The 20840-nt window shown below is 71.4% G+C and carries 14 protein-coding genes; 8 read left to right on the forward strand and 6 right to left on the reverse strand.

Translation table 11 applies throughout. From position 1 onward, the window contains the following. Positions 1-34: 34 nt before the first annotated feature. Genes SACCYDRAFT_RS17075 through SACCYDRAFT_RS17085 form a run of 3 tightly spaced genes read right to left on the reverse strand, consistent with a single transcriptional unit; the run spans position 35 to position 9081 of the window. A complete protein-coding gene (locus SACCYDRAFT_RS17075; RefSeq protein ID WP_005458077.1) occupies positions 35-1558 on the reverse strand; it encodes a long-chain-fatty-acid--CoA ligase in 1524 nt (507 codons plus the stop codon). 22 nt (positions 1559-1580) lie between these two features. Then, the gene (locus SACCYDRAFT_RS17080; RefSeq protein ID WP_005458078.1) at positions 1581-3083 is read right to left on the reverse strand and encodes a serine hydrolase domain-containing protein; all 1503 of its coding nucleotides are present in this window, start codon (positions 3081-3083) and stop codon (positions 1581-1583) included. 19 nt (positions 3084-3102) lie between these two features. Further along, positions 3103-9081, reverse strand: coding sequence for a non-ribosomal peptide synthetase (locus tag SACCYDRAFT_RS17085; RefSeq protein ID WP_005458080.1), 5979 nt, complete (start codon positions 9079-9081; stop codon positions 3103-3105). 285 nt (positions 9082-9366) lie between these two features. On the opposite strand from SACCYDRAFT_RS17085, the gene SACCYDRAFT_RS17090 reads away from it, so the two are divergent. Next, the gene (locus SACCYDRAFT_RS17090; protein ID WP_005458082.1) at positions 9367-10227 is read left to right on the forward strand and encodes a hypothetical protein; all 861 of its coding nucleotides are present in this window, start codon (positions 9367-9369) and stop codon (positions 10225-10227) included. Positions 10228-10344: 117 nt separating this feature from the next. Here the strand turns inward: SACCYDRAFT_RS17090 and SACCYDRAFT_RS17095 are convergent, their stop codons facing one another. The 3 genes from SACCYDRAFT_RS17095 to SACCYDRAFT_RS17105 are packed head-to-tail and all read right to left on the reverse strand — an operon-like array spanning position 10345 to position 11970. After that, positions 10345-10566, reverse strand: coding sequence for an MbtH family protein (locus tag SACCYDRAFT_RS17095; RefSeq protein ID WP_005458083.1), 222 nt, complete (start codon positions 10564-10566; stop codon positions 10345-10347). Beyond that, positions 10563-10829 (reverse strand): phosphopantetheine-binding protein, encoded by a 267-nt coding sequence (locus tag SACCYDRAFT_RS17100; protein WP_005458084.1) that lies wholly within the window; start codon positions 10827-10829, stop codon positions 10563-10565. The genes SACCYDRAFT_RS17095 and SACCYDRAFT_RS17100 overlap by 4 nt, the downstream gene beginning before the upstream one ends. Further along, positions 10822-11970: an NAD(P)/FAD-dependent oxidoreductase gene (locus SACCYDRAFT_RS17105; protein WP_005458085.1), complete on the reverse strand. Its 1149-nt coding sequence runs from the start codon at positions 11968-11970 to the stop codon at positions 10822-10824. Before SACCYDRAFT_RS17105 ends, SACCYDRAFT_RS17100 begins: the two co-directional genes overlap by 8 nt. Positions 11971-12278: 308 nt before the next feature. On the opposite strand from SACCYDRAFT_RS17105, the gene SACCYDRAFT_RS17110 reads away from it, so the two are divergent. Genes SACCYDRAFT_RS17110 through SACCYDRAFT_RS17140 form a run of 7 tightly spaced genes read left to right on the forward strand, consistent with a single transcriptional unit; the run spans position 12279 to position 20835 of the window. Then, positions 12279-13010 (forward strand): hypothetical protein, encoded by a 732-nt coding sequence (locus SACCYDRAFT_RS17110; RefSeq protein WP_005458086.1) that lies wholly within the window; start codon positions 12279-12281, stop codon positions 13008-13010. Positions 13011-13025: 15 nt separating this feature from the next. Continuing rightward, a complete protein-coding gene (locus SACCYDRAFT_RS17115) occupies positions 13026-14741 on the forward strand; it encodes a non-ribosomal peptide synthetase (RefSeq protein ID WP_005458087.1) in 1716 nt (571 codons plus the stop codon). After that, on the forward strand, positions 14738-16030 hold the full coding sequence (locus tag SACCYDRAFT_RS17120; RefSeq protein WP_005458089.1) for a cytochrome P450: 1293 nt from the start codon (positions 14738-14740) through the stop codon (positions 16028-16030). Before SACCYDRAFT_RS17115 ends, SACCYDRAFT_RS17120 begins: the two co-directional genes overlap by 4 nt. Further along, the gene (locus tag SACCYDRAFT_RS17125; RefSeq protein ID WP_005458090.1) at positions 16027-16797 is read left to right on the forward strand and encodes a thioesterase II family protein; all 771 of its coding nucleotides are present in this window, start codon (positions 16027-16029) and stop codon (positions 16795-16797) included. The genes SACCYDRAFT_RS17120 and SACCYDRAFT_RS17125 overlap by 4 nt, the downstream gene beginning before the upstream one ends. Next, positions 16794-17882 carry a hypothetical protein gene (locus SACCYDRAFT_RS17130; RefSeq protein ID WP_005458091.1) on the forward strand — a complete coding sequence of 363 codons (1089 nt, stop codon included), beginning with the start codon at positions 16794-16796 and terminating at the stop codon, positions 17880-17882. The genes SACCYDRAFT_RS17125 and SACCYDRAFT_RS17130 overlap by 4 nt, the downstream gene beginning before the upstream one ends. A gap of 5 nt (positions 17883-17887) precedes the next feature. After that, positions 17888-18844, forward strand: coding sequence for a fatty acid desaturase family protein (locus SACCYDRAFT_RS17135; protein WP_052309127.1), 957 nt, complete (start codon positions 17888-17890; stop codon positions 18842-18844). Continuing rightward, entirely contained in the window at positions 18841-20835 is a 1995-nt protein-coding gene (locus tag SACCYDRAFT_RS17140; RefSeq protein ID WP_005458093.1) for a non-ribosomal peptide synthetase, read from the forward strand. Before SACCYDRAFT_RS17135 ends, SACCYDRAFT_RS17140 begins: the two co-directional genes overlap by 4 nt. Positions 20836-20840: the final 5 nt, after the last annotated feature.

The following is a 20840-nucleotide window of genomic DNA, read 5'->3' on the forward strand; positions in this document are numbered from 1 at the left end:
CTCTCCCGTCGGTGGACCCCGAGGCCATCGGGTCTCATGACCGGAACCGGCTGCGCAGCTCGTGCTTGAGTACCTTCCCGGCGCCGGAGAGCGGCAGTTCGTCCACGAAGTCGTAGCCGCGGGGAACCTTGTAGTTGGCCAGCCGCGCCCGCACGTGGGCGTCCAGCTCGGCCGGGTCCGGGTGGCGGTCACCGGCGGGCACGACGACCGCGTGCACGCGCTCGCCGTAGCGGTCGTCCGGCAGCCCGATGACCGCGCACGTGGCGACCAGCGGATGCTCGTGCAGGACGTTCTCGACCTCGGCGGAGTACACGTTCTCGCCACCGGTGATGATCATGTCCTTGATCCGGTCGACCACGTACAGGTAGCCGGCCTCGTCGAGGTATCCCGCGTCACCGGTGTGCATCCAGCCGTCGCGCACCACCTCGGCGGTCAGCTCGGGCTTGCCCCAGTACCCGAGCATCAGGTGCCCGCCCCGGGTGACGATCTCGCCCACGGTGCCTCGCGGCACCTCACCGCCGTCGGGGGCGACGACCCGGACCTCCGAGTGCGGGGCGGCACGGCCCGCCGAGTAGCGGTGCGGACCCGCGTGGTCGGAAGGGCCGAGCAGCGTGATCGCCGGCGACAGTTCGGTCATCCCGTAGGCCTGCACCAGTTCCACGTGCGGGAACAGCTCCGAGGCCCGGTCGAGCAGTTCGGCGGGCATCGGCGCCGCCGCGTACACCAGCCGCCGCAACCCGGCGAACGCCGCCGGGTCGAAGTCCGGGTGGTCGAGGACGATCCGCAGCATGGTCGGCACCAGGAACAGGTCGGTCACCCCGTGCTCGGGCAGCGCGGCGAGCAGCGCGGCCGGGTCGAAGGCCGGGATGGTGACCTGGGTGTTGCCCGTGAGCGACTGCATCACCCAGTGCGCGAGGTCCCCGAGATGGAACATGGGAGCGGCGTGCAGGAACCGGCCACCGGGGGTGGTCATGAACCCGGTGGCCACACATCCGAGCGCGGACGTCAGCATCCCGGCGTGGCTCAGGGCCACGCCCTTCGGCGCGCCCGTGGTGCCTCCGGTGTAGAACAGCGCTGCGAGAGCGTCTCCGCCGCGCCGCGCGTCCGGCACCGGGTCGCAGGCCGCGACGAGGTCCTCGTAGGACACCCAGCCCTCGGGCGTCGGTCCCTCACCGGCGTACACGACGTGCTTGACGCCGGGGCATTCGGCCAGCAACGCGGGCACGGCCGGAGCGAAGGTGTCGTCGACGAGGAGCACGCGGGCGTCGCAGTCGTTGAGCCCGTACACCACCTCCGGTTCGGCCCAGCGGGTGTTCACGGGTGCCAGCACCGCGTCCGCCCAGGGCACCGCCATCAGGTGTTCCAGGTAGCGGTCGGAGTTCAGGGCGTACATCGCGACCCGGTCGCCGGATTCGACGCCCAGTGAACGGAGCCCACCGGCCAGCCGGGCGACCCGCTGGACGTGGGTGGTGAAGTCGCGGGCCCGGTCGCCGTGGATCGTGGCGATCCGGTCCGGGAACTGCTGCAGCGCGCGGTGCAACGGCTGGGTCAGGTACATCCGGATCCCTCTACTCGTGCGGCTACTTGTGCGGCGCGGAGAACACGGGCGCGGGCAGGGGCAGCTCGGCGGCCGTCGCGCCGCACTCCAGCGCCCACAGCGCCGCGTCCGCGCCCTGACGGCGGGCGTAGGACCGGATCGCCTCCGGATCCGGTGCCAGCACCGCCATCTGTTCGACCCCGTCGGCGAAGGCGTCGACGTCGGGGCCGGGTGGGGTGGAGCCGTCGAACGGGCGGGCGTTCTCGGCCATGGCCTTGACCGTGCCGGGGTCGAACCGTCCGGTCAGGCCGAGCGCGGCGTACGAGCGTTCGCCCGCCACCGCGCCCATCAGCGCGGACGTCTCCGGGGTCAGCGCGGGCGCCTCGCGGCGCGGTGCCGCCGCACCCCGCCGGGTGGGCGGTCCGGACGCCGCCCACCGCGCCGCCCACTGGGCCACGATGCCCGCCGCGTTGCGGTCGGCGGGGTTGTGCAGCCGCATCATGTCCCACTTGTTGGCCATCGCGACGACCACGAGATCGAGGTGCGGGTACACGCGCGCGTCCCACCAGTAGCCCCACGGGTAGGCCGCCGAGTGCCCCCACCACCACAGCTGCCCGTCCCGGTCGGGGTTGCTGATCTCCAGTCCGATCCCCGCGAACGTGTCGGGGGTGACCGGGCTGGAGCGGGTCACGCGGGGGCGCAGCATCGCGGCGAGGCCGTCCGGGCTGACCACACCGTCGGCTCCGTTCGCGGTGCGCAGCAGCGACTGCAGCAGCCGGGCGTAGTCCACCGGGGAGGTGATCAGTCCCGCCCCCGGGTAGGTGGCGGAGTGGAACACGGGTGAGGGCACGCACCACGGGCCGAACCCCATGTACCCGGTGGCGTAGTCGGTCGACGCGACGAGCTCGTCCCAGCGCGACCGGCCGGGCAGCCCCGTTGGCAGGGCGGAACCGCGCATACCGAGCGGCTCCAGGATGGCGCTGTCCACGAAGGAGGAGTAGTTCCGCCCGCTGACGGTCTCGACCGCGCACCCGACCACGGACATGCCGAAACTGGAGTAGGCGTACGTCCCCGGAGGCCCGTAGAGGGGGCACACGCCGCCGTACTCGGGTGTGGTGCCCACCTCGTGGCGCGAGGCGACGTACTCGGCGATCGGGCGCGGAGAGGTCAGCTCGGCGTCGATGATGTCGGTGCGGTAGCCACCGATGTGGGCGGTGAGCATGCCCGCCGTGACCGGTTCGGTGGCGTCCGGGTTCGCGGGCCGCGCTCCGGCGGGCAGATACGGCGCGACAGGTCCGTCGACGTCGATGTCCCCGGCCTCGGCGAGCCGCATCAGGGAGAGACCGACCAGGGGCTTGCTGAGCGAACCCGCGGTGCCGACCGAGTTTCCGGTCATCGGCGTCCGGCGGGCCAGGTCGGCGTAACCGGCGCCCATGCCCCGCAGCTCGGTGCTCGACGCGAGCGCGACGGCGACGCCCGGGGTGCCGGTGGCGGCCACGATGCGAGGCAACGTCTCCTCGATCGCGTCGGCCAGGTCGTGGAACATGCGTTCTCCCGTGGTGGGGTCAGGACGCCCTGGCGGCGTCGATGTGGGCCATGACGTCGGCGGGCGAGGCGGTCGCCGTGTCGGTGATCGCCGTCAACGCGGCGGTCAGGCTGCGCTGGAGTACGGTCACCGACGCCTCGTCGACCCGGGCGGCGTCGTACATCAGCTGCACCCGTAGCACCGGGCCGTCCTCCACGACGAGGGTCAGCGGGTAGTTGTTGGAGTCGTCCACCCGCAGCTTGTCCGGTGACAGGCCGTGCAGTGCGTCACGCACGGTGTCGTCGACCGGATAGTTCTCGAACACCATCACGCTCGTGAACAGCGGCCTGCGCACGCTCACCTCGCTCCACCGCGCCACGTCGGGAAGCGCGGCGTGCTCGGAGGGCATCCGCCGCCGGCTCTCCTGCAGGTCCCGAAGCCACGCCCCGAGGCGGCGCCCGGCCGTGACCTTCACCCGCAGCGGCAGGGTGTTGATGAACATGCCGATCATGTGCTCGACACCGGGCAGGCCGGAGCGCCCCGAGGTGGTCACTCCGAACACGACGTCGTCGGTGCCCGCGTGGCTCGCGAGGACCAGGCCCCACGCTGCCTGGAACACCGTGTTACGGGTGAGCCGGGCGTCGCGGACGAAGGCGCCGAGCCGGTCGGCGAACCCGGCGGGGAGATCCAGGTGCCGCAGCACGTGCCGGTGCGCGCCGGTGTCGCCGGGCGCGTCGCCCACCGGCAACGGGGTCGGTTCCCGGAACCCGGCGAGATACGGCGTCCAGAAGGCACGGTCGGCTGCGGTGTCGCGTTCGGACAGCCAGGCGACGTAGTCCCGGAACGGGCGCCGGACCGGGCTCGTCAGGGGAGCGTCGTCCCGGATGGCGCGGTAGAGCGCGAGCACGTCACCGATCAGCGCCGCGCTGCTCCAGCCGTCGATGACGACGTGGTGTGCCTCCAACAGGACTCGCCAGCCGGTCTCGCGGATGAGCGTGACCCGCAGCAGCGGCCCCTCCTCCAGGTCGAACCCACGCCCGGCGGTGTCGGCGAGGAGGTCGTCGAGTGCCTGCGCACGCTGCCGTGGAGACAGGCCGGACCAGTCGAGCCGGGTCACCGGGAACCGGGCTCGCTCGGCCACGACCTGCAACGGACGGTCCACCAGCCGCCAGGCGATGCTGCTGCGCAGTACCGGGTGCCGGGTGGCGGCCTCCTGCCAGGCCTGGGTGAAGGCGTCGGGGTCGAGGTCGCCGAACTCCCAGGAGAGCCGGGTGGTGTACAGGCGCGCGTCGGCGCTCTGGACGGTGTGGAACAGGATTCCCTCCTGCGCGGGGGAAAGCGGGTGGATGTCCTCGATTCCCCGACAGGACCCGAACACGCGGGTGAGCTGCGCCGTGGACAGTCCGGCGAGCGGGAAGTCCGCGCCGATCCGGAAACCGGCGTCGGGTTCGCTCGCCGCCTCGGCGATCTCGGCGAGTGCGGTGAGCATGCGCCAGCCGAGTTTCTCGATGGTCGCGGCGTCGAACGCGGCGGTGTCGTAGGACAGGCTGATCCGCAGCCTGCCGTCCTGCACCCGGACCACGACCTCGACGAGATAGGGCCGTGGCCGGGTGTCCGCCCCGACCGCCCGCAGTGGGTCGCCCACGGGGGTGAAGAAGGCGCCCTCGGACTCCGCCGCGTCGGACCGGCCCAGGTAGTTCAACTGGACCTCGGCCGTGGGCAGCCCGGCGAGCGGATCGTCCTCGCCGAGGTGGCGCGCGATGCCGTAGCCGATCCCTCGGGCCGGGATCGCCGCGGCGGTCTCCCGGACCGTGCGCAGACAGGACTCGACGTCGTCAGGGTCGGGCAGTTCGACGGCGAACGGATACACCGACGTGAACCAGCCCACCGTGCGGGTGAGGTCCACGTCCTCGAACAGCGGTTCCCGGCCGTGGCCCTCCACGTCCACCAGTACGCGCGGCGAGCCGGTCCACCGGCGGAGGGCGAGCGCGAGCGCGGCCAGCACCGCGTCCTTGACCTCGGCGCCGAACGCCGTCGGCACGTCGGTCAGCAGCACGCGGGTGTCCCCGACCGGCAGCACGGTCTCGACGACCGCCATGGTGGCGCGTGTCCCCGGCTGTCCCGGCTCGCCCCGGTCCCGGGGCAGTGGGTCGGTCCCGGCCGGGACGAGGGCCCGCCAGGTCTCGATCTCGGTGGCGAACGCGGGCGTGGCCGCGTGGGTGTGCAACCGCTCCGCCCAGGTGCGCAGCGACGTGGTCTTGGCGGGGAGGTCCTCGTCGGCGCACAGGCGCGCCAGGTCCTCCAGCAGCACCCGCCAGGACACGGCGTCGACGCACAGGTGGTGGATGGCGATCACCAGCGTGCGGCCGGCCAGCACCGCGCGGGCCAGGCGCCCCGCGGCGAGATCGAACCCGTCCACCGCGTGCCGCAGAAGCGCGTCGACGTCGGGCTTCCCGTCGAGGCGGTCGATCCGGGCGGCGCGCCGATGCGGCAGGATGCGCTGGGTCCAGCCGTCGGTGGTGCGCGTGAAGGCGGCGCGCAGCGCGTCGTGGTGCTCGACGAGCCGGTCCAGCGCCGCGTCCAGGGCGGACACGTCGAGGTCCGGGGCGAGGTCGAGGACGACGTACTGGGTGAGGTGGTCGCGCTCGGGGTCTCCCTCGGCGAAGTAGACGCGCTGGATCGGGGTCAGCGGCACCGGGCCGGTGATCTCCTCCTGTTCCGCGGTGGCTGTCGTCGCCCCGGCCTCGCACGGAGTCGCCACGGCCGCGAGTTCGGCCAGGGTCTGGTGTTGGAACAGCTGGTTCGGCGTGATCCGGTAGCCGGCCGCCTCGGCGCGCGACGCCACCTCGATCGCCTGCAGCGAGTCACCGCCGAGCCCGAAGAAGTTGTCGTCGGCCCCGACCGCGTCGAGCCCGAGCACAGTCGCCCACACCGCGGCCAGCGCCCGCTCGGCGGGTGTCCTCGGCAGCGCCACCGTGCGACCGGCCGTGGCGACGGTGGGTTCGGGCAGCGCCTTCTGGTCGATCTTGCCGTTGGCGTTGAGCGGCAACTCGTCGAGCAGCACGACCGCACTCGGCACCATGTACTCCGGTACCCGCTCGACCAGGTGGGCGCGCAGGACGGCGGCCGACGCGGCGCCCTGGTCGTCGGCGACCACGTAGGCGACGAGTCGCTTCTCCCCACGGCCGTCCTCCCTGGCGACCACGACCGCCCCTCGCACGGCGGGGTGCGCCTTGAGGTGCGCCTCGATCTCACCGGGCTCGATCCGGAAGCCGCGGATCTTGACCTGGTGATCGGCCCTGCCGACGAACTCCAGGTTCCCGTCCCCGATCCAGCGCACCAGGTCGCCGGTGCGGTACATGCGCGTACCGGGCGGGCCGAACGGGTCGGGCAGGAAACGCTCGGCGGTCAGTCCGGGTCGGTTGTGGTAGCCGCGGGCGACGCCCGTGCCCGCCAGGTACAGCTCACCGGTCACTCCCGGCGGCACCGGGGCACCGTTCGCGTCGAGCACGTACTGCCGGGTGTTCCAGGTGGGCTTGCCCAGCGGGATGCGGGTCGTCCCCGGTTCCAGCCGCCAGAAGTTGGTCTGTCCCGACACCTCGGCGGGGCCGTACTGGTTGTGCAACTCGGCCCACGGCAGCACCTCGTGGAACCGTTCGACGAGGTCGGGAGTGATCGCCTCGCCACCGCAGTGCACCTGTCGCAGCGAGGAGCACCGCGCGGCCTCCGGCTCGTTGAGGAACGCCCGCAGCATCACGGGAACGAAGTGGACGAGCGTGGCCTTCTCCTCCTGGATCAGGCGCGCGAGGTACTTCGGGTCCCGCTGGCCTCCCGGCCGGGCGACGACGACGGTCGCGCCCGCCGTGAGCGGCCAGATGACCTCCCACATCGACGCGTCGAACGTGAACGGCGCCTTCTGGACGAGCCGGTCGCCCTCCCCGAGTCCGAACTCGGCGGTGTCGCAGGCGATCAGGTTCGCGGCACCCCGGTGGGGAGTGAGGACGCACTTCGGCCTGCCGGTCGATCCGGAGGTGTAGACCGCGTGGGCGGCGTTGTGCGGTGTCACGCCCGTCCGAGGCGGAGTGGTCGGGTACCCGGACAGCACGGTCAGCTCGGGGTCCAGCTCGACGACCGGCACGGCACCGTCCGGCAGGTTCGTCACCTCGCCGCGCCGGGTGATCACGGCGAGGGCGCCGGTGTCGGCGAGCAGGTCGCGAAGCCTGCTCTCGGGCTGCTCGGGGTCGAAGATCACGAGGATGGCGCCCGCCTTCATCACACCGACCAGCGCCACCACCGTCTCCACCGACCGTTCCGCGCACACGGCGACGATGCGCTCGGGTCCGGCACCGAGTTCGCGCAGCCGGTGGGCCAGCGCGTTGGCCCGGACGTCGAGCTCCGCGTAGGTGAGAGAGCGGCCCTCCCCACGCACGGCGACGGCCCCGGGAATGCGACGCGCCTGCGCGGCGATCAGCTCGTGCAGGCACGCTTCGTCCACATCGGACCGAGTGGTGTCGTTCCAGTCCTCCAGGATCCGGTGCAGGTCGCGCTCCCCCAGCATCGGCAGCTCGCCGACCCGGGTCTCCGGCCGGGCCGCGGCGGCGTCCAGGAAGGCCCGGAAGCCCTCACCGAACCGTTCGATGGTGGCCGCGTCGTAGAGGTCGGTGGAGTACTCGAGTCGCGCGACCAGCCCGTCGTCGCTCTCCGCGAAACCCATCGCGAGGTCGAAGTGGTTGGTGCCCGTACCGGTCGGGAACGCCTCGACCTCGACGTCCGGCAGGACCAGGGCCTCCTCCCCGACCCCGCCCTCGACCTGCGTGAGCAGGAGCCCGGACGACCGGTCGCGCTGCTCGGTGACCTGGAAGCTGATCTGGTGCAGCGGGTGGATGCTGAGCTGACGCACCGGTTGCAGCTCGTCGACCAGCATGTCGAACGGCAGTTCCTGGTGGTCGAAGGCGTCCAGTGCGGTGCTCCGGACCCGGCGCAGGAGGTCGAGGAACGTGGGGTCGCCGCCGACGTCGGTGCGCAGGTTCACGCTGTTGATGAAGAACCCGATCAGCGGCTCCAGTTCCACCCGGTCACGTGCGGCCACCGGCGAGCCGACCACGATGTCGGTCTCCCCGGTGTAGCGGGCGAGCTGGGCCTTCAGCGCGGTCAGCAACACCATGAACAGGGTCGCGTTCTCGTCCCGCGCGAGCGAGCGCAGTCTCTCGGCGGTCCTCGCCGGGACGGTGAACAGGTGCTCGGCGCCGTTGTACCGCGGAACCACGGGGCGCGGCCGGTCCGGCGGCAGCGTGACGATCTGCGGTGCGCCCCGCATCGTCTCGACCCAGTGGTCGAGTTCGGACCTCAACCGCTCCAGGTTCTCCGGAGAACGCTGCCAGGCGGCGAAGTCGGCGTACTGGATGGGCAGGTCCGGCAGTCCGGAGGGGCGATGAGCCCACGCGGCCTCGTAGCTCGCGCGCAACTCCCGGAACAGCACACCGACCGACCAGCTGTCGGTGATGATGTGGTGCATGGTGAGCAGCAGGACCCGGTCGTCCGGGGCCAGCTCCAGCAACGTGACCCGCAGCAGCGGGCCCCGTTCCAGATCGAACGGCCGGACGGCCTCCTCGCGGGCGACCCGCCGGGCCGTCGTCTCCGCCTCGCCGACCGCGCACTCGGTCAGGTCCACCACCTCGATCGGCACCTCGTGAGGCTCGCCGATCACCTGCACCGGTGATCCATCGCGCACGGCGAAGGTGGTGCGGAGACTTTCGTGGCGGGCCACGACCTCGGTGAACGCGGCGCGCAACGCCGCCACGTCGAGGTGTCCGCGCACCCGGTAGGCCAGCGGTGCGGTGTAGACCTGGCTCCGTGTGATCAACCGGTCGAGCACCCACAGCCGCTGCTGCGCGAACGACAGCGGAAGCGGTGCGCTCCGGTCCGCCCGTTCGATGGTGCCGGAGGATCGACCCTCGCGCCGCAGGAGCAGGCCGAGCAGCTCCCGTCGGCGTGCCGCCGCCTGGTTTACCGCTGTCATGCGCCCATCGTGGCGGAGCCGACTGGCGGGTGGTGGGCACGCGCCTGACACGGCGACCCATGTGAAACCGCAGGTCCCCGCCCCGCTCCCGGCCCGCCACATGGACCGGCTACGGGAGCGCGACCGTGCCCGACGGCGGGTGCGCCGGGAACCCGTAGCGTACCCCGGTGCCCGACCGCAGGACCCGCCCTGACCTGGCGACTCGATCGAGCCCCCCTGTCCAGCCTCTGCCCACCTTCCCCCGCGCCGCGCCACCACCATGGTGGAGCAGACGACGGGAGGACCATGACGACCGAAGTCACCACATCAGGGATCACCGGCGAGGTACTGTCCGCCGACCGGTTCCGCCTCCACGAGACCGTGGGCACGCTCGACATCGACCGGGTGCTCGACGTCCTGCACGGTGACCTTGCCGCCTACCGGGTGCGGAACTTCCTGTCCGCGGCGGACTGCCGGACGATTACGAGGAATTTCTGGGACTCGCCGCGACGCACACCGCGGTACGGCGAGGGAGCCGACGGGGTCGAGGCGTACCTCCTGGGCGCCTCGCACATCGAGAAGTCCACAGCGGACTACCTCGACGAGGTGGCCGCCTGCGCCGACGCCGTCGCCGAACTCTACGACGGCGCCACCGACCCGATGTCGACGCTGTGCGCCCGGATCGGCGCAGCGGTCGGCACGGGCCGGGCCGCCGCACACGAGGGACGTACCGCGGGCAACTCGAAGGCGGTGTGCTGGAACAACGACGGCGGCGAGTACCTGTTGCTGCCGCACGACGATCTCGCGCAGCTCAGCGATCCGTTGCAGGCCGGCTTCGAGATCCAGCGGATCGAACGCGTGATGGCGGTCAACGCCTACCCGTACGTGCCCGAGGGCGGGACCGGACAGCTGAAGCTGTGGAACGTGTGCCCGGACGACGAGACCCGGGACCGCCTCGGCCTGACCCACAGCGGGTTTCCGTACCCGCCCGAACTGCTCACCGAGCACGAGAGCATGATCGTTCCGGTGGCGACGGGCGATTTGTGCGTCATCAACGGAAACCTGGTGCACGCCGTGCTCGGCAGCGGCTCGGCCACCGACCGTGGCAGGCTGCTGCTGACCTGCTTCACCGGGACCGTCGGCAACGAGTTCCTGTGGTGGACCTGACCGCCTCCCGGAAAACAACGCCGACGAGGCCACTCGCCGAGAGCACCGGCCCGGCCTCGCGGCACGTCTTTCGTGGTCGGTGATGCCGGGCGGCCCTCGAACCACCCGGCATCACCGTCACACCCGCTGCGCCGCCATACGCTCGCGCAGGCTCTTCGGGCGCATGTCCGTCCACACCTTCTCGATGTGGTCGAGGCACTCCTGCTTCGAGCCCGACACGCCCGTCCCGTGCCACCCTGCCGGGAGCTCACGGTGGGCGGGCCAGATGGAGTACTGCTCCTCGTCGTTCACCACCGCGAGGTACCGCGTCCCGGTGGCGTTGTTGGTCTCGTCGCTCATCCTGCTCCCTCGGTCACCTGTGCCTGCGCGCCGACGGCCGTCTCGACCGCGGCGCGGAACTCCCCGAACGTGGGCGTGTCCCACACCTGGAGCATGTCCACCTCGACGCCGAGCTCGCGGCGCAGGTAGGACACGATGCGGGTCACCATGATGGAGTTGCCACCCAGTTCGAAGAAGTCGTCGTCCTCCCGTACCTCGGTCACGTCCAGTACCGTCCGCCACGAGGCGGCGATCACCTCGGCGAGGTCCGGCCGGTCAGACATAGTTGCTCTCCGTTCGCAGTTCGGCGTTGTCGAACCGCCGCGCGTCGAGTCGCCCCACGTCGACGAACGGCTCCCGGCCCAAGACGAGATCCCGCACGACCTCGCCGACGGCCGGCCCCTGCATGAACCCGTGCCCGGAGAAGCCCGTGGCGTAGAGGAACCGGCTGATCTCCGGTGCCTCCCCGATCAGCGCGTTGTGGTCCGGGGTGACCTCGTAGAGTCCCGCCCAGCCGGTGGTGAGGCCGACGTCGAGCAGGCTCGGCACACGTGAGGCTATGGCTTCGGTGAGCTTCTCCAACCAGCTCTCGCTGCGGTGCGTGCGGAATCCGGGCGGCTCGTCGGGGTCGGACATGCCGAACATCACCCCTCGGCCCTCGCGCCGGAAGTAGAACGCCGAGGCGAAGTCGATGGTCATCGGTATCGGCACGTCCGCGGCTATGGGTTCCGTGAACGCGAGCTCGCGCCGGTAGGGGGTGACCGGCAGCCGGACGCCCACCAGCTCGCCCACGGCGGAGGACCAGGCACCGGCCGCGCACACCACCGTGGACGTGGCGATCGACCCACGCGTCGTCTCGACGGCGTGGACGTCGTTGCCGGACGTCTTGACACCGATGACCTCGCAGTGCGTCACGAGCGTGGCACCGTGCCTTCGGGCACCGGTGGCGTAACCGAGCACCACCGACTCGGGCGTGCAGTACCCGTCGTCCGGGGAGAACGCCGCGGCGAGCACACCGTCGGTCTCGACGAGCGGTGACAGTCGCTTGGCCTCGGCCGGTTCCACCAGCCTGCTCGGCACCCCGTGCGCGTTCTGCAGCTTCACGCTCTCCTCGAAGGAGGCAACCTGGTCCGGTGTGGACAGCAGGAACAGGTAGCCGGCGGTGCGCAGGTCGATCTCCTGGCCGGGGCGGGTGCCGAACTCGTGGTACGCGGCCATGCTGCGCGCACCGAGCTGGATGTTGAGCGCGTCGGAGAACTGCGCCCGCACCCCGCCCGCCGCCCGGCACGTCGAGCCCGAGCCGAGCTCGCCGCGTTCGAGCAGGACCACGTCCCGCACTCCGGCCTCGGCGAGGTGGAAGGCGATGCTCGTCCCGATCACACCACCGCCGATGATCACGACGTCGGCGGACGACGGCAGGGTCACGCCAGGACTCCCTCCACGCGTGGGACAGGTGACTCCGATACTCGCCGACCGGGCTGGCGAGTCCCGGTCACCCGCGGGTCCGGCCGGGCGCCGTGGAGGGCGAGACCAGTACGCCCCACCGGGCGTGCGCGGCGGATTGGGTACGGGAACCGGGCCCCGTCCGGCGCGGGGCCGTCCCGACGCCGCGACCGCCGTGGGAAACCCGTGGTCGCCCCGGCACCGGTGGCCGTGAGCTGCGCCGATCGGTGATCCCGTCGGCGGACCCGCTGCCATCTCGGTGACCCGGTGTCCCGCCACCATCGACTCTCGTGGCAAGCGCAGGCGTAACCGCGAGCGTAACCATTCCTCGCACCTACAACGGTCCCGCCGAGTCGGCGCACGGCGGCTACGCCTGCGCCGTGTTCGCGCGGGCCGCGGGCCTGCCGTCGCCGGTCGCGGTGACCCTCCTCGCCCCGCCGCCGCTGGAGGTGCCGCTCGACGTCGACGCCGGGTCGCGCCGCGCCACCGTCAGGGCGGGCGGCACGCTGGTCGCCACGGTCGCCCCGGTGGCCCGTGGCCCCGAACCCGTACCACCGGTCGACCTGTCCACCGCCGAGGCCGCGGCCCGGACCTTCCCGGGCTTCGCCGACCACCCGTTCCCCACCTGCTTCGTGTGCGGCCACGACCGGCCCGACGGCTCGGGACTGCGGCTGGCTCCCGGACCGGTGCCGGGCCTCCCCCACACCGTCGCCTGCCCCTGGACGCCCCGTGAGGGCACCGAGGAGGAGGTGTGGAGCGTGCTCGACTGCCCGGGCGGCTGGGTCGAGCCGGAACGGCACCCGATGGTGCTGAGCAGGTTCTCGGTGGCGTCGCACGGACGTCCCGAGCCGGGCGGACCGCACGCCGTGGTCGCCACCCGGCTCGGCACGCACGGTCGCACGATCACCGTCGGCAGCACCGTGTACACCGCCACGCGGCGTCCGGTCGCCACGGCCACCGCGGTCTGGACGGCGGTCCCGCAGGGGCTGCCGGCCGATGCGCACGACGACTTGGGCGAGTAGGAGGAAGGCAGTCGGATGGATCCCGCGGAAACGATCACCGCAGCGTTCGCGCGTCAGGTCGCGGCGCGACCGGACACCGTCGCGGTCAGCGCGGACGGCACCGAGCTCACCTACGCCGAGCTGGACGTGCGGTCCGACCGGCTCGCCGGGTACCTGCACGGCCTCGGGGTGTCCGCCGAGGACGCCGTCGGGGTCGCCCTGCCACGGTCGGCCGACCTCGTCGTGGCACTGCTCGCGGTGCTCAAGGCAGGCGCCGCCTACCTCGCGCTGGACCCCCAGCAGCCCGAGGAACGGCGGACGCTGGTGCTCAAGGACGCCGACGTCGACGTCGTGATCACCCCCGAACTCCTGGCCGGTGTTCCGGAACACGGCCATGCCCCGCCCGAGCCGCCGGCCAGCGGTGAGCGCACCGCCTACATCGCCTACACCTCCGGCTCGACCGGGATCCCGAAGGGCGTGTGCGTGCCGCAGCGGGCGGTCCTGCGTCTGGTGTTCGACCAGGACTTCCTCGACATCCGGCCCGACGACGTGTTCCTCCAGCTCGCCCCGGTCGCGTTCGACGCCTCCACGCTGGAACTCTGGGGGCCGCTGCTCAACGGGGCCCGCCTCGTCGTCACCCCGCCCGGTGACGTGTCGCCGCGCGACCTCGCCGCTCTCGTCCGCGACTCGGGTGTCACCGTGCTGTGGCTGACGGCGGGCCTGTTCCACACCGTCGTCGAGGCCGGAGCCGATGCTCTTCGCGGGCTGCGGTGTCTGCTCGCGGGTGGTGACGTGCTCTCCGCCGCGCACGTCGACCGGGCGTTGCGCGCGTTGCCGGACACCCGGCTGGTCAACGGCTACGGCCCGACCGAGAACACCACCTTCACGGCCTGCCACGTGATCGCCGAACCGGTCGGCGACGCGTCGGTACCGATCGGGCTGCCGGTCAACGGCACCACCGTCCATCTGCTGGACGACACCCTCCGGCCGGTCCCTGACGGGCAGGTCGGTGAGCTGTACGCCGGGGGCCTCGGTGTCGCCACCGGGTACCGCAACGACCCCGCGCTGACGGCGCGGAAGTTCCTGCCGGACCCGTTCTCCGACCTGCCCGGTGCCCGGCTGTACCGCACCGGGGACCTCGCCCGCCGCCGCCCCGACGGCGTGCTGGAGTTCCACGGCCGCGTCGACGACCAGGTCAAGATCCGCGGTTTCCGCGTCGAGATCGGTGAGATCGAGGCCGCGCTGCGCCGCCACCCCGAGGTACGCGACGTCGCCGTGGTGGCCCAGCAGCCGGACGGCGACCGGGTGCTGGCCGCCTTCTACGTCAGCGAGCTGACCATGACCGGAGCCGAACTCCGCGAGCACCTGGCTCCGATCGTGCCGCGCTACATGATGCCGTCGGTGTTCTGCCACGTCGACGCGCTTCCGCTGACCCCCAACGGCAAGGTGGACCGCGAACGGTTGTCGGCCACCACCCTGCCCGACCGTCCGGACCTGAGCACCGACTATCGGGCACCGTCCACGGAGGACGAGACCTGGCTCGCGGAGCTGTGGGCCGACCTGATGCAGGTCCGCGAAGTCGGCGTGGACGACGACTTCTTCGAGCTCGGCGGTCACTCGCTGATGGCGACGCGGATCACCGTCGAGATCGCCGAGCGCTACGGCCGGACGATCCCCGCGGTCGCCTTCTACGAGAACCCCACCATCGCCGAACTCGCACGGCTGCTCGCCGAAGGGAGCGACGACGCATGAGGATCACCGTTCCCGTCCCGGGCACTCCACTCGACCTCGACACGGTGAACCTGTTCGACCCCGAGCTCTACGCCCACGGCGATCCGCACACCGTCTGGGCGCAGCTGCGCCGCCACGCCCCGGTGCACCGCACCACCCTTCCCGACGGCCGGTCGTTCTGGTCGGTCACCCGCTATGCCGACGTCAACGACGTCCTGCGCGACCACACCCGGTTCACGTCCAGCCGGGGCACGCTGCTGTCCATCCTCGGCAACACCGACCCCGCCGGGGGCAAGATGATGGCCGCGAGCGACCCGCCGGTGCACACGGCGCTGCGTGAGCCGATGACCAGGGTGCTCTCCCACCGGGCGTTGCAACCACACAACCCGAGGATCCGCCGAGTGGTGCACCGCATGCTCGCCCCGCTGCTCGACGGCGGCACGTGGAACATCGCACACGCGGGCGCCCGGTTCCCCATGGCCTTCACCGGAACCCTGATGGGCCTGCCCGAGGAGGACTGGCCGCACCTCGCGCACCTCACCACGATGGCCATCGCCCCGCAGGACGACGACTACCGCCAGTCCGAAGGCGACGGCACGCTCGCCGCCGCCCACCACGAGTTGTTCGCGTACTTCTCCGGACAGGTGACCAGACGAAAGCGCACGCCGACCGACGACCTGGTCGGTTTCCTCGTCGGGATGGAGGCGGGCGGGCGCAGGCTGCGCCACGACGAGATCGTCTACAACTGCTACAGCCTCCTCCTCGGAGCGAACGTCACCACCCCGCACGCCATCGCCGCGACCGTCCTCGCGCTCATCGAGCACCCGGCCGAGTGGGCGCGGTGGACCGCCGACCCTTCACTGACCCCCGTCGCACTCGAGGAGGGGCTGCGCTGGGCCTCCCCCGCCAACCACTTCATGCGCTACGTCACGCGCGATCTGACCCTGCACGACCGTCACCTCCGCGAGGGTGACGCGGTGGTGGCCTGGCTGGGTTCCGCCAACCGGGACGAGGAGGTCTTCGCCGACCCGTTCCGGTTCGACGTCACCCGCAGGCCCAACCGGCACGTGGCCTTCGGGTTCGGCCCGCACTACTGCATCGGTGCGCCACTCGCGCGGATCGCGCTGCGGATGCTGTTCGACGAGATCGTCACGTCGGTCGAGGAGTTCGCCCTCGCGGGCCCTGTCGAGCACCTCACCTCCAACTTCGTCGCCGGGATCAAGAGCATGCCGCTCACCGCCCGGCTGCGCCCCGACGCCGCGCGCGTCATCGACACGGCCGTCACCGAGGAAGGGCCGGTGGCGGTGTGAGCCCCTCGCAGCGCGACAAGATGTTCCTGCGGCCGCTGAAGGACGACTGTGCCGGCCGGTTGTTCTGCTTCCCCTACTCGGGGCTCGGTGCCTCGATGTACAACCGCTGGCCACGCCGCATCCCCACGGAGTCGGGTGACATCGAGGTCTGCCTGCTCCAGCCGCCGGGCCGGGAGAACCGGCTGCGCGAACCGCACTACGGCACCTACGAGGCGCTGGCCGAGCTGGTGGTGACCAGCCTCGCGCCCTACCTCGACCGCCCGTTCGCGCTCTTCGGCCACTGCGGAGGCGCGCTCGCCGCCTTCGCCACGGCCCTGCGCCTCGCGGAGACGGACCTGCCCGACGCGACGTGCGTGTTCGTCTCGTCGCAGGTGGCACCGCACGAGGGCCCCTACGGCCGGTTCCTGTCGATGACCGACGAGGAGTTGAGCGTCGAGCTCGCCGACCTCACGCGCGCCATGGGCGGTGAACCGCACCCCGACATCCTCGCGTTGAGCCTGCGCGTGCTCCGCGCCGACGTGACCGCCAACCAGCGCTACCGCCTCGACGAACCGATCGTGCTGCCCAGCGACGTGCGGGCGATCGGCTGGCACGACGATCGGGAGATCCGCCCGGAACAGATGGCCGGGTGGCCGGCCTACGCCGAACCCGGCCGGTACCACCACACCGTCCTGCCGGGCACGCACCACGAGTTCCTCCGCGCACCGGAGGCGCTCCAACGAGAGTTCGCCATCGGCCTGCACACTCAGGAAAGGCAGAACAGATGACAGCCGTGAATGAGGACGTCCGGACCGGTCCGGTGTGCTCGTACACCGAATGGGACCCGTTGGAGGAGGTCGTCGTCGGTATCGTCGACGAGGCCTGCTTCCCGCCATGGCACGTCGCACTACCGCCGGTCCTGCCGCGGGACATGCACGAGACCTTCCGCACGCAGGCGGGCAAGCCGTTCCCGCCCGAGCGGATCGAGGCGGCACGCCGGGAACTGGACGAGTTCGCCCACATCCTGGAGTCCGAGGGCGTCACCGTCCGCAGGCCCGAACCGATCCCCCAGAGCACCACCTACAGCACCCTGCACTGGTCGAGCACCGGCATGTACGCGGCCATGCCCCGGGACGCGCTGCTCGTGGTGGGCGACGAGATCATCGAGTGCCCCATGGCGTGGCGCTCGCGGTACTACGAGTCACTGGCATACCGTCCCCTGCTGAAGGAGTACTTCCGGGGCGGGGCGAAGTGGAGCGCGGGGCCCAAACCCGAACTCACCGACGAGCAGTTCGACCAGGACTGGATCGACGCCGAGCACGAGGACGGATCGGCGCGTCTGGTGGTCACCGAGTTCGAGCCGACCTTCGACGCCGCCGACTTCACGCGCTGCGGGCGGGACATCATCGCGCAGAAGAGCAACGTCACCAACCAGTTCGGCATCGAGTGGCTGCAACGCCACCTCGGTGACGACTACCGCATCCACGTGTTCGAGTTCCAGGACACGCACCCGATGCACATCGACGCCACGCTCGTGCCGATGGCCCCCGGCAAACTGCTGATCAACCCGGAGCGGGTGTCGAAGGTGCCGTCGCTGTTCAAGGGCTGGGACGTGATGGCGGCGCCCAAGCCGGTGATCCCGGACTCCCACCCGCTCTACATGACGAGCAAGTGGATCAACATGAACATCCTCATGCTCGACGAGGACCGGGTCATCGTCGAGCGGCAGGACGAGCCCATGATCCAGGCGATGAAGAACTTCGGCTTCACCCCCATCCTGTGCAACTTCCGGAACTTCAACAGCTTCGGCGGCTCCTTCCACTGCGCGACGCTGGACGTCCGGCGCCGCGGAAGCCTGCAGTCGTACTTCTAGGAGGCATGGTGCGGATCTGGAAGCACACCCCCAAGGACGCTCTGCTGCTCGGGTTCAGCGTGGCGCAGTTCGCGGTGATGGTCTGGTTCGCCACCCAGTGGGACGACCAGCCCGGCTGGGCACGGGCGGGCGGTTTCGTGCTGGTCACACTCATGACCGCCTACAGCATCATCGTGGTGTCACACCTGTTCACCCACGTTCCGTGGTTCACCTCGGCGCGGCTCAACGCGGCCGCGTCGCTGTTGAACTCCGTCAACATCGGACAGTCCGTGCAGGCGTACCACCTCACGCACGTGCGCAACCACCACCGGTTCAACAACGACCCCATCGGCGAAGACGGGACCACCCGGGACCTCTCCTCCACCTACCGGGACGGGCACGACGGCGAGCACGCTCCGCTGCTGCGCTACATCTTCAGCGGCGCCCTGCAGTCCATCGCGGACCGAGCACGTGAGCTGGCACTGTGCTACCGGCTCTGGAAGGTGGGTCCGAAGGAGACGAAACTGCTTTCCCTGGCACACAAACGTGAGCCCAAACGCACCCGGGAGCTGCGCCAGATCGCGGCCGACCGAGCCGCACACAGCCTGTCCCTGGTCGGTTTCGCCCTGATCTCCTGGCAGTGGGCGCTGTTCGTGTACGTCCCGGCGTTCTTCTTCGCGCTCGTACTCGTGAACGTGCAGAACTACTACCGGCACTACGGTGCCGATCCGAGCAACCGCGCGGCGGACTCGGTCAGCCACTACGGGCGGTTCTACAACCTCCTGGCCTTCAACGACGGCTACCACCAGGAGCATCACCTCAGCCCTGCCACGCACTGGACGCAGCTTCCGACAGTGCGGGAGCGGCGGCGGGACTGGCTGGACGCCCAGCCGAGGATCGTGAGCCCGGTTCCGGCGATGCTCGGGTTCCTCCACCGTGACCGGCCGCTGCTGCATCGCGGCAGCGCGAGCCCGAAGCCGTGAGCGCGGACGTGCACCCGGCTCCCGTGCACCGGCTCGTCGGCGAGCAGGCCGCACTGCGCCCGGACGCGCCCGCCGTGACCGGTGCCCGGGATCGGGTGACCTACCGGGAGCTCGACCAGCGGTCGAACCGGCTGGCCCACCACCTGGTGGAGTCGGGTGTACGACCGGGCGCGCTCGTGGCGGTGTGCCTGCCGCGCTCGGTGGAGTCGGTCGTCGCGCCGCTGGCCGTCCTCAAGGCCGGCGGCGCGTACGTCCCACTCGACCCCGAGTATCCGTCCGAGCGTCTCGGCCACATGCTCACCGACGCACGTCCCGCCGTGCTCGTGACGACCTCCGGCGTTCCGCTCGACGGAGCCCGCGTCGAGCACGTGGTGCGCCTCGACCGGGACTCCGCCGCCCTCGCGGCTCGACCGGCCCACGCCCCCGACGTCGCCGTGGACCCCGCCGACCTGGCCTACGTGATCTACACGTCCGGCTCCACGGGAACGCCCAAGGGGGTGCAGATACCTCACGCCGGCCTGACGAATCTCGTCGACTGGCACGTCCGGCGCTACGGTCTCGGGCCGGGCGAGCGCACCGCACACGTGGCCGCGCTCGGGTTCGACGCCTCGGTGTGGGAGGTGTGGCCCACCCTGGCCTCCGGTGCGACGCTGCTCCTTCCCGGCGACTCCGACCGCACTCAGCCGGAGCGGCTGCGCGACTGGCTGGTGGACGAGAGCGTCACCGTCACCTTCCTGCCCACCCCACTGGCCGAGGAGGTACTCGCGCTACCGCCGCGCCGCGGCGCACTACGCACCCTCCTGACGGGCGGCGACGCACTGACCACCTCCCCGCCGCCGGGCACGCCCTTCGAGCTGGTCAACCACTACGGCCCCACCGAGGCGAGTGTGGTCACCACGGCCGGTGTCGTCCCGCCGGGCACGTCCGGTCCTCCCTCGATCGGCACGCCGATCACCGGTTTCCGCGTGCACGTGCTCGACGACGACCTGCGCCCGGTACCCGACGGGGAGCCCGGGGAACTGTGCGTCGGCGGTGCGGGCGTGGCGCGCGGCTACCTGAACCGGCCCGGCCTGACCGCCGAGCGGTTCGTCCCCGACCCCCACGGCCCGCCGGGCAGCCGCATGTACCGCACGGGCGATCTGGTGAGCCGGCGCGACGACGGTGAACTGGAGTTCCGCGGACGCGCCGACGACCAGATCAAGCTCCGCGGGTTCCGGATCGAACTCGGTGAGGTCGAGGCGGCGGTGGCAGGCCATCCCGCCGTCGCGCGCGCGGCCGTCGTCGTGAGGGAGGACCGCCCCGGTGATCGCCGGCTCGTCGCCTACGTCGTGCCCGCACGGCACGTGAGGGTCGCCGAAGCGGTCTCGGGCGACGTACTCTGCCAGGCCGCTCACCACGGACGGTCCTTCCCGGACTCGTACGTGCCCGCGACGCTGCTTCCCGAATCACGGCAGGTCAACGACCCGGCGAGTTCCCGGGACATCGAGGCGGGCCTCGCGAGTCTCGACGGGTACCTGCGCGAGCGGCTGCCCGACCACATGGTGCCGTCGGCGGTCGTGGTCCTGGATGAGTTGCCCCTGACGCGGAACGGCAAGGTCGACCGCAAGTCGCTGCCCGCGCCCGCGCTGCCCGCGCCGGTGGAGGTCGTCGCACCCCGGGACGTGGTCGAGGAACTGATCGCCGACGCCTGGTACGACGTGCTCGGGCTGCCCGATCGACAGCCCAGCGTGCACGACAACTTCTTCGCGCTCGGGGGACACTCGCTGCTGGCCGCCCAGCTCACCGCGCGGTTGCGGGACCTGTTCGGCGTGGAGCTGCCGACACAGGTCACGCTGCGCGCGCCGACGATCTCCGCACTCGCCGACGAGGTCCGCGCCCGCGAACCGGTGCCGGGCCACCTCGCCGCGGTGGCCGAACAGCACCGGCTGGTCGCGGGCCTGTCCGACGAGGAGGTCGAACGGATGCTCGCCGAGCTGGGAGGCTCGTCCTAGCGAGG

Origin of the sequence: Saccharomonospora cyanea NA-134 (genome assembly GCF_000244975.1) — a bacterium.
Lineage (GTDB): Bacteria > Actinomycetota > Actinomycetes > Mycobacteriales > Pseudonocardiaceae > Saccharomonospora > Saccharomonospora cyanea.

Excerpts from the sequence above, each read along its gene's own strand:
- SACCYDRAFT_RS17075 (WP_005458077.1), bottom strand. The coding sequence starts at position 1,558 with ATGTACCTGACCCAGCCGTTGCACCGCGCGCTGCAGCAGTTCCCGGAC.
- SACCYDRAFT_RS17080 (WP_005458078.1), bottom strand. The coding sequence starts at position 3,083 with ATGTTCCACGACCTGGCCGACGCGATCGAGGAGACGTTGCCTCGCATC.
- SACCYDRAFT_RS17085 (WP_005458080.1), bottom strand. The coding sequence starts at position 9,081 with ATGACAGCGGTAAACCAGGCGGCGGCACGCCGACGGGAGCTGCTCGGC.
- SACCYDRAFT_RS17090 (WP_005458082.1), top strand. The coding sequence starts at position 9,367 with ATGACGACCGAAGTCACCACATCAGGGATCACCGGCGAGGTACTGTCC.
- SACCYDRAFT_RS17095 (WP_005458083.1), bottom strand. The coding sequence starts at position 10,566 with ATGAGCGACGAGACCAACAACGCCACCGGGACGCGGTACCTCGCGGTG.
- SACCYDRAFT_RS17100 (WP_005458084.1), bottom strand. The coding sequence starts at position 10,829 with ATGTCTGACCGGCCGGACCTCGCCGAGGTGATCGCCGCCTCGTGGCGG.
- SACCYDRAFT_RS17115 (WP_005458087.1), top strand. The coding sequence starts at position 13,026 with ATGGATCCCGCGGAAACGATCACCGCAGCGTTCGCGCGTCAGGTCGCG.
- SACCYDRAFT_RS17120 (WP_005458089.1), top strand. The coding sequence starts at position 14,738 with ATGAGGATCACCGTTCCCGTCCCGGGCACTCCACTCGACCTCGACACG.
- SACCYDRAFT_RS17130 (WP_005458091.1), top strand. The coding sequence starts at position 16,794 with ATGACAGCCGTGAATGAGGACGTCCGGACCGGTCCGGTGTGCTCGTAC.
- SACCYDRAFT_RS17135 (WP_052309127.1), top strand. The coding sequence starts at position 17,888 with ATGGTGCGGATCTGGAAGCACACCCCCAAGGACGCTCTGCTGCTCGGG.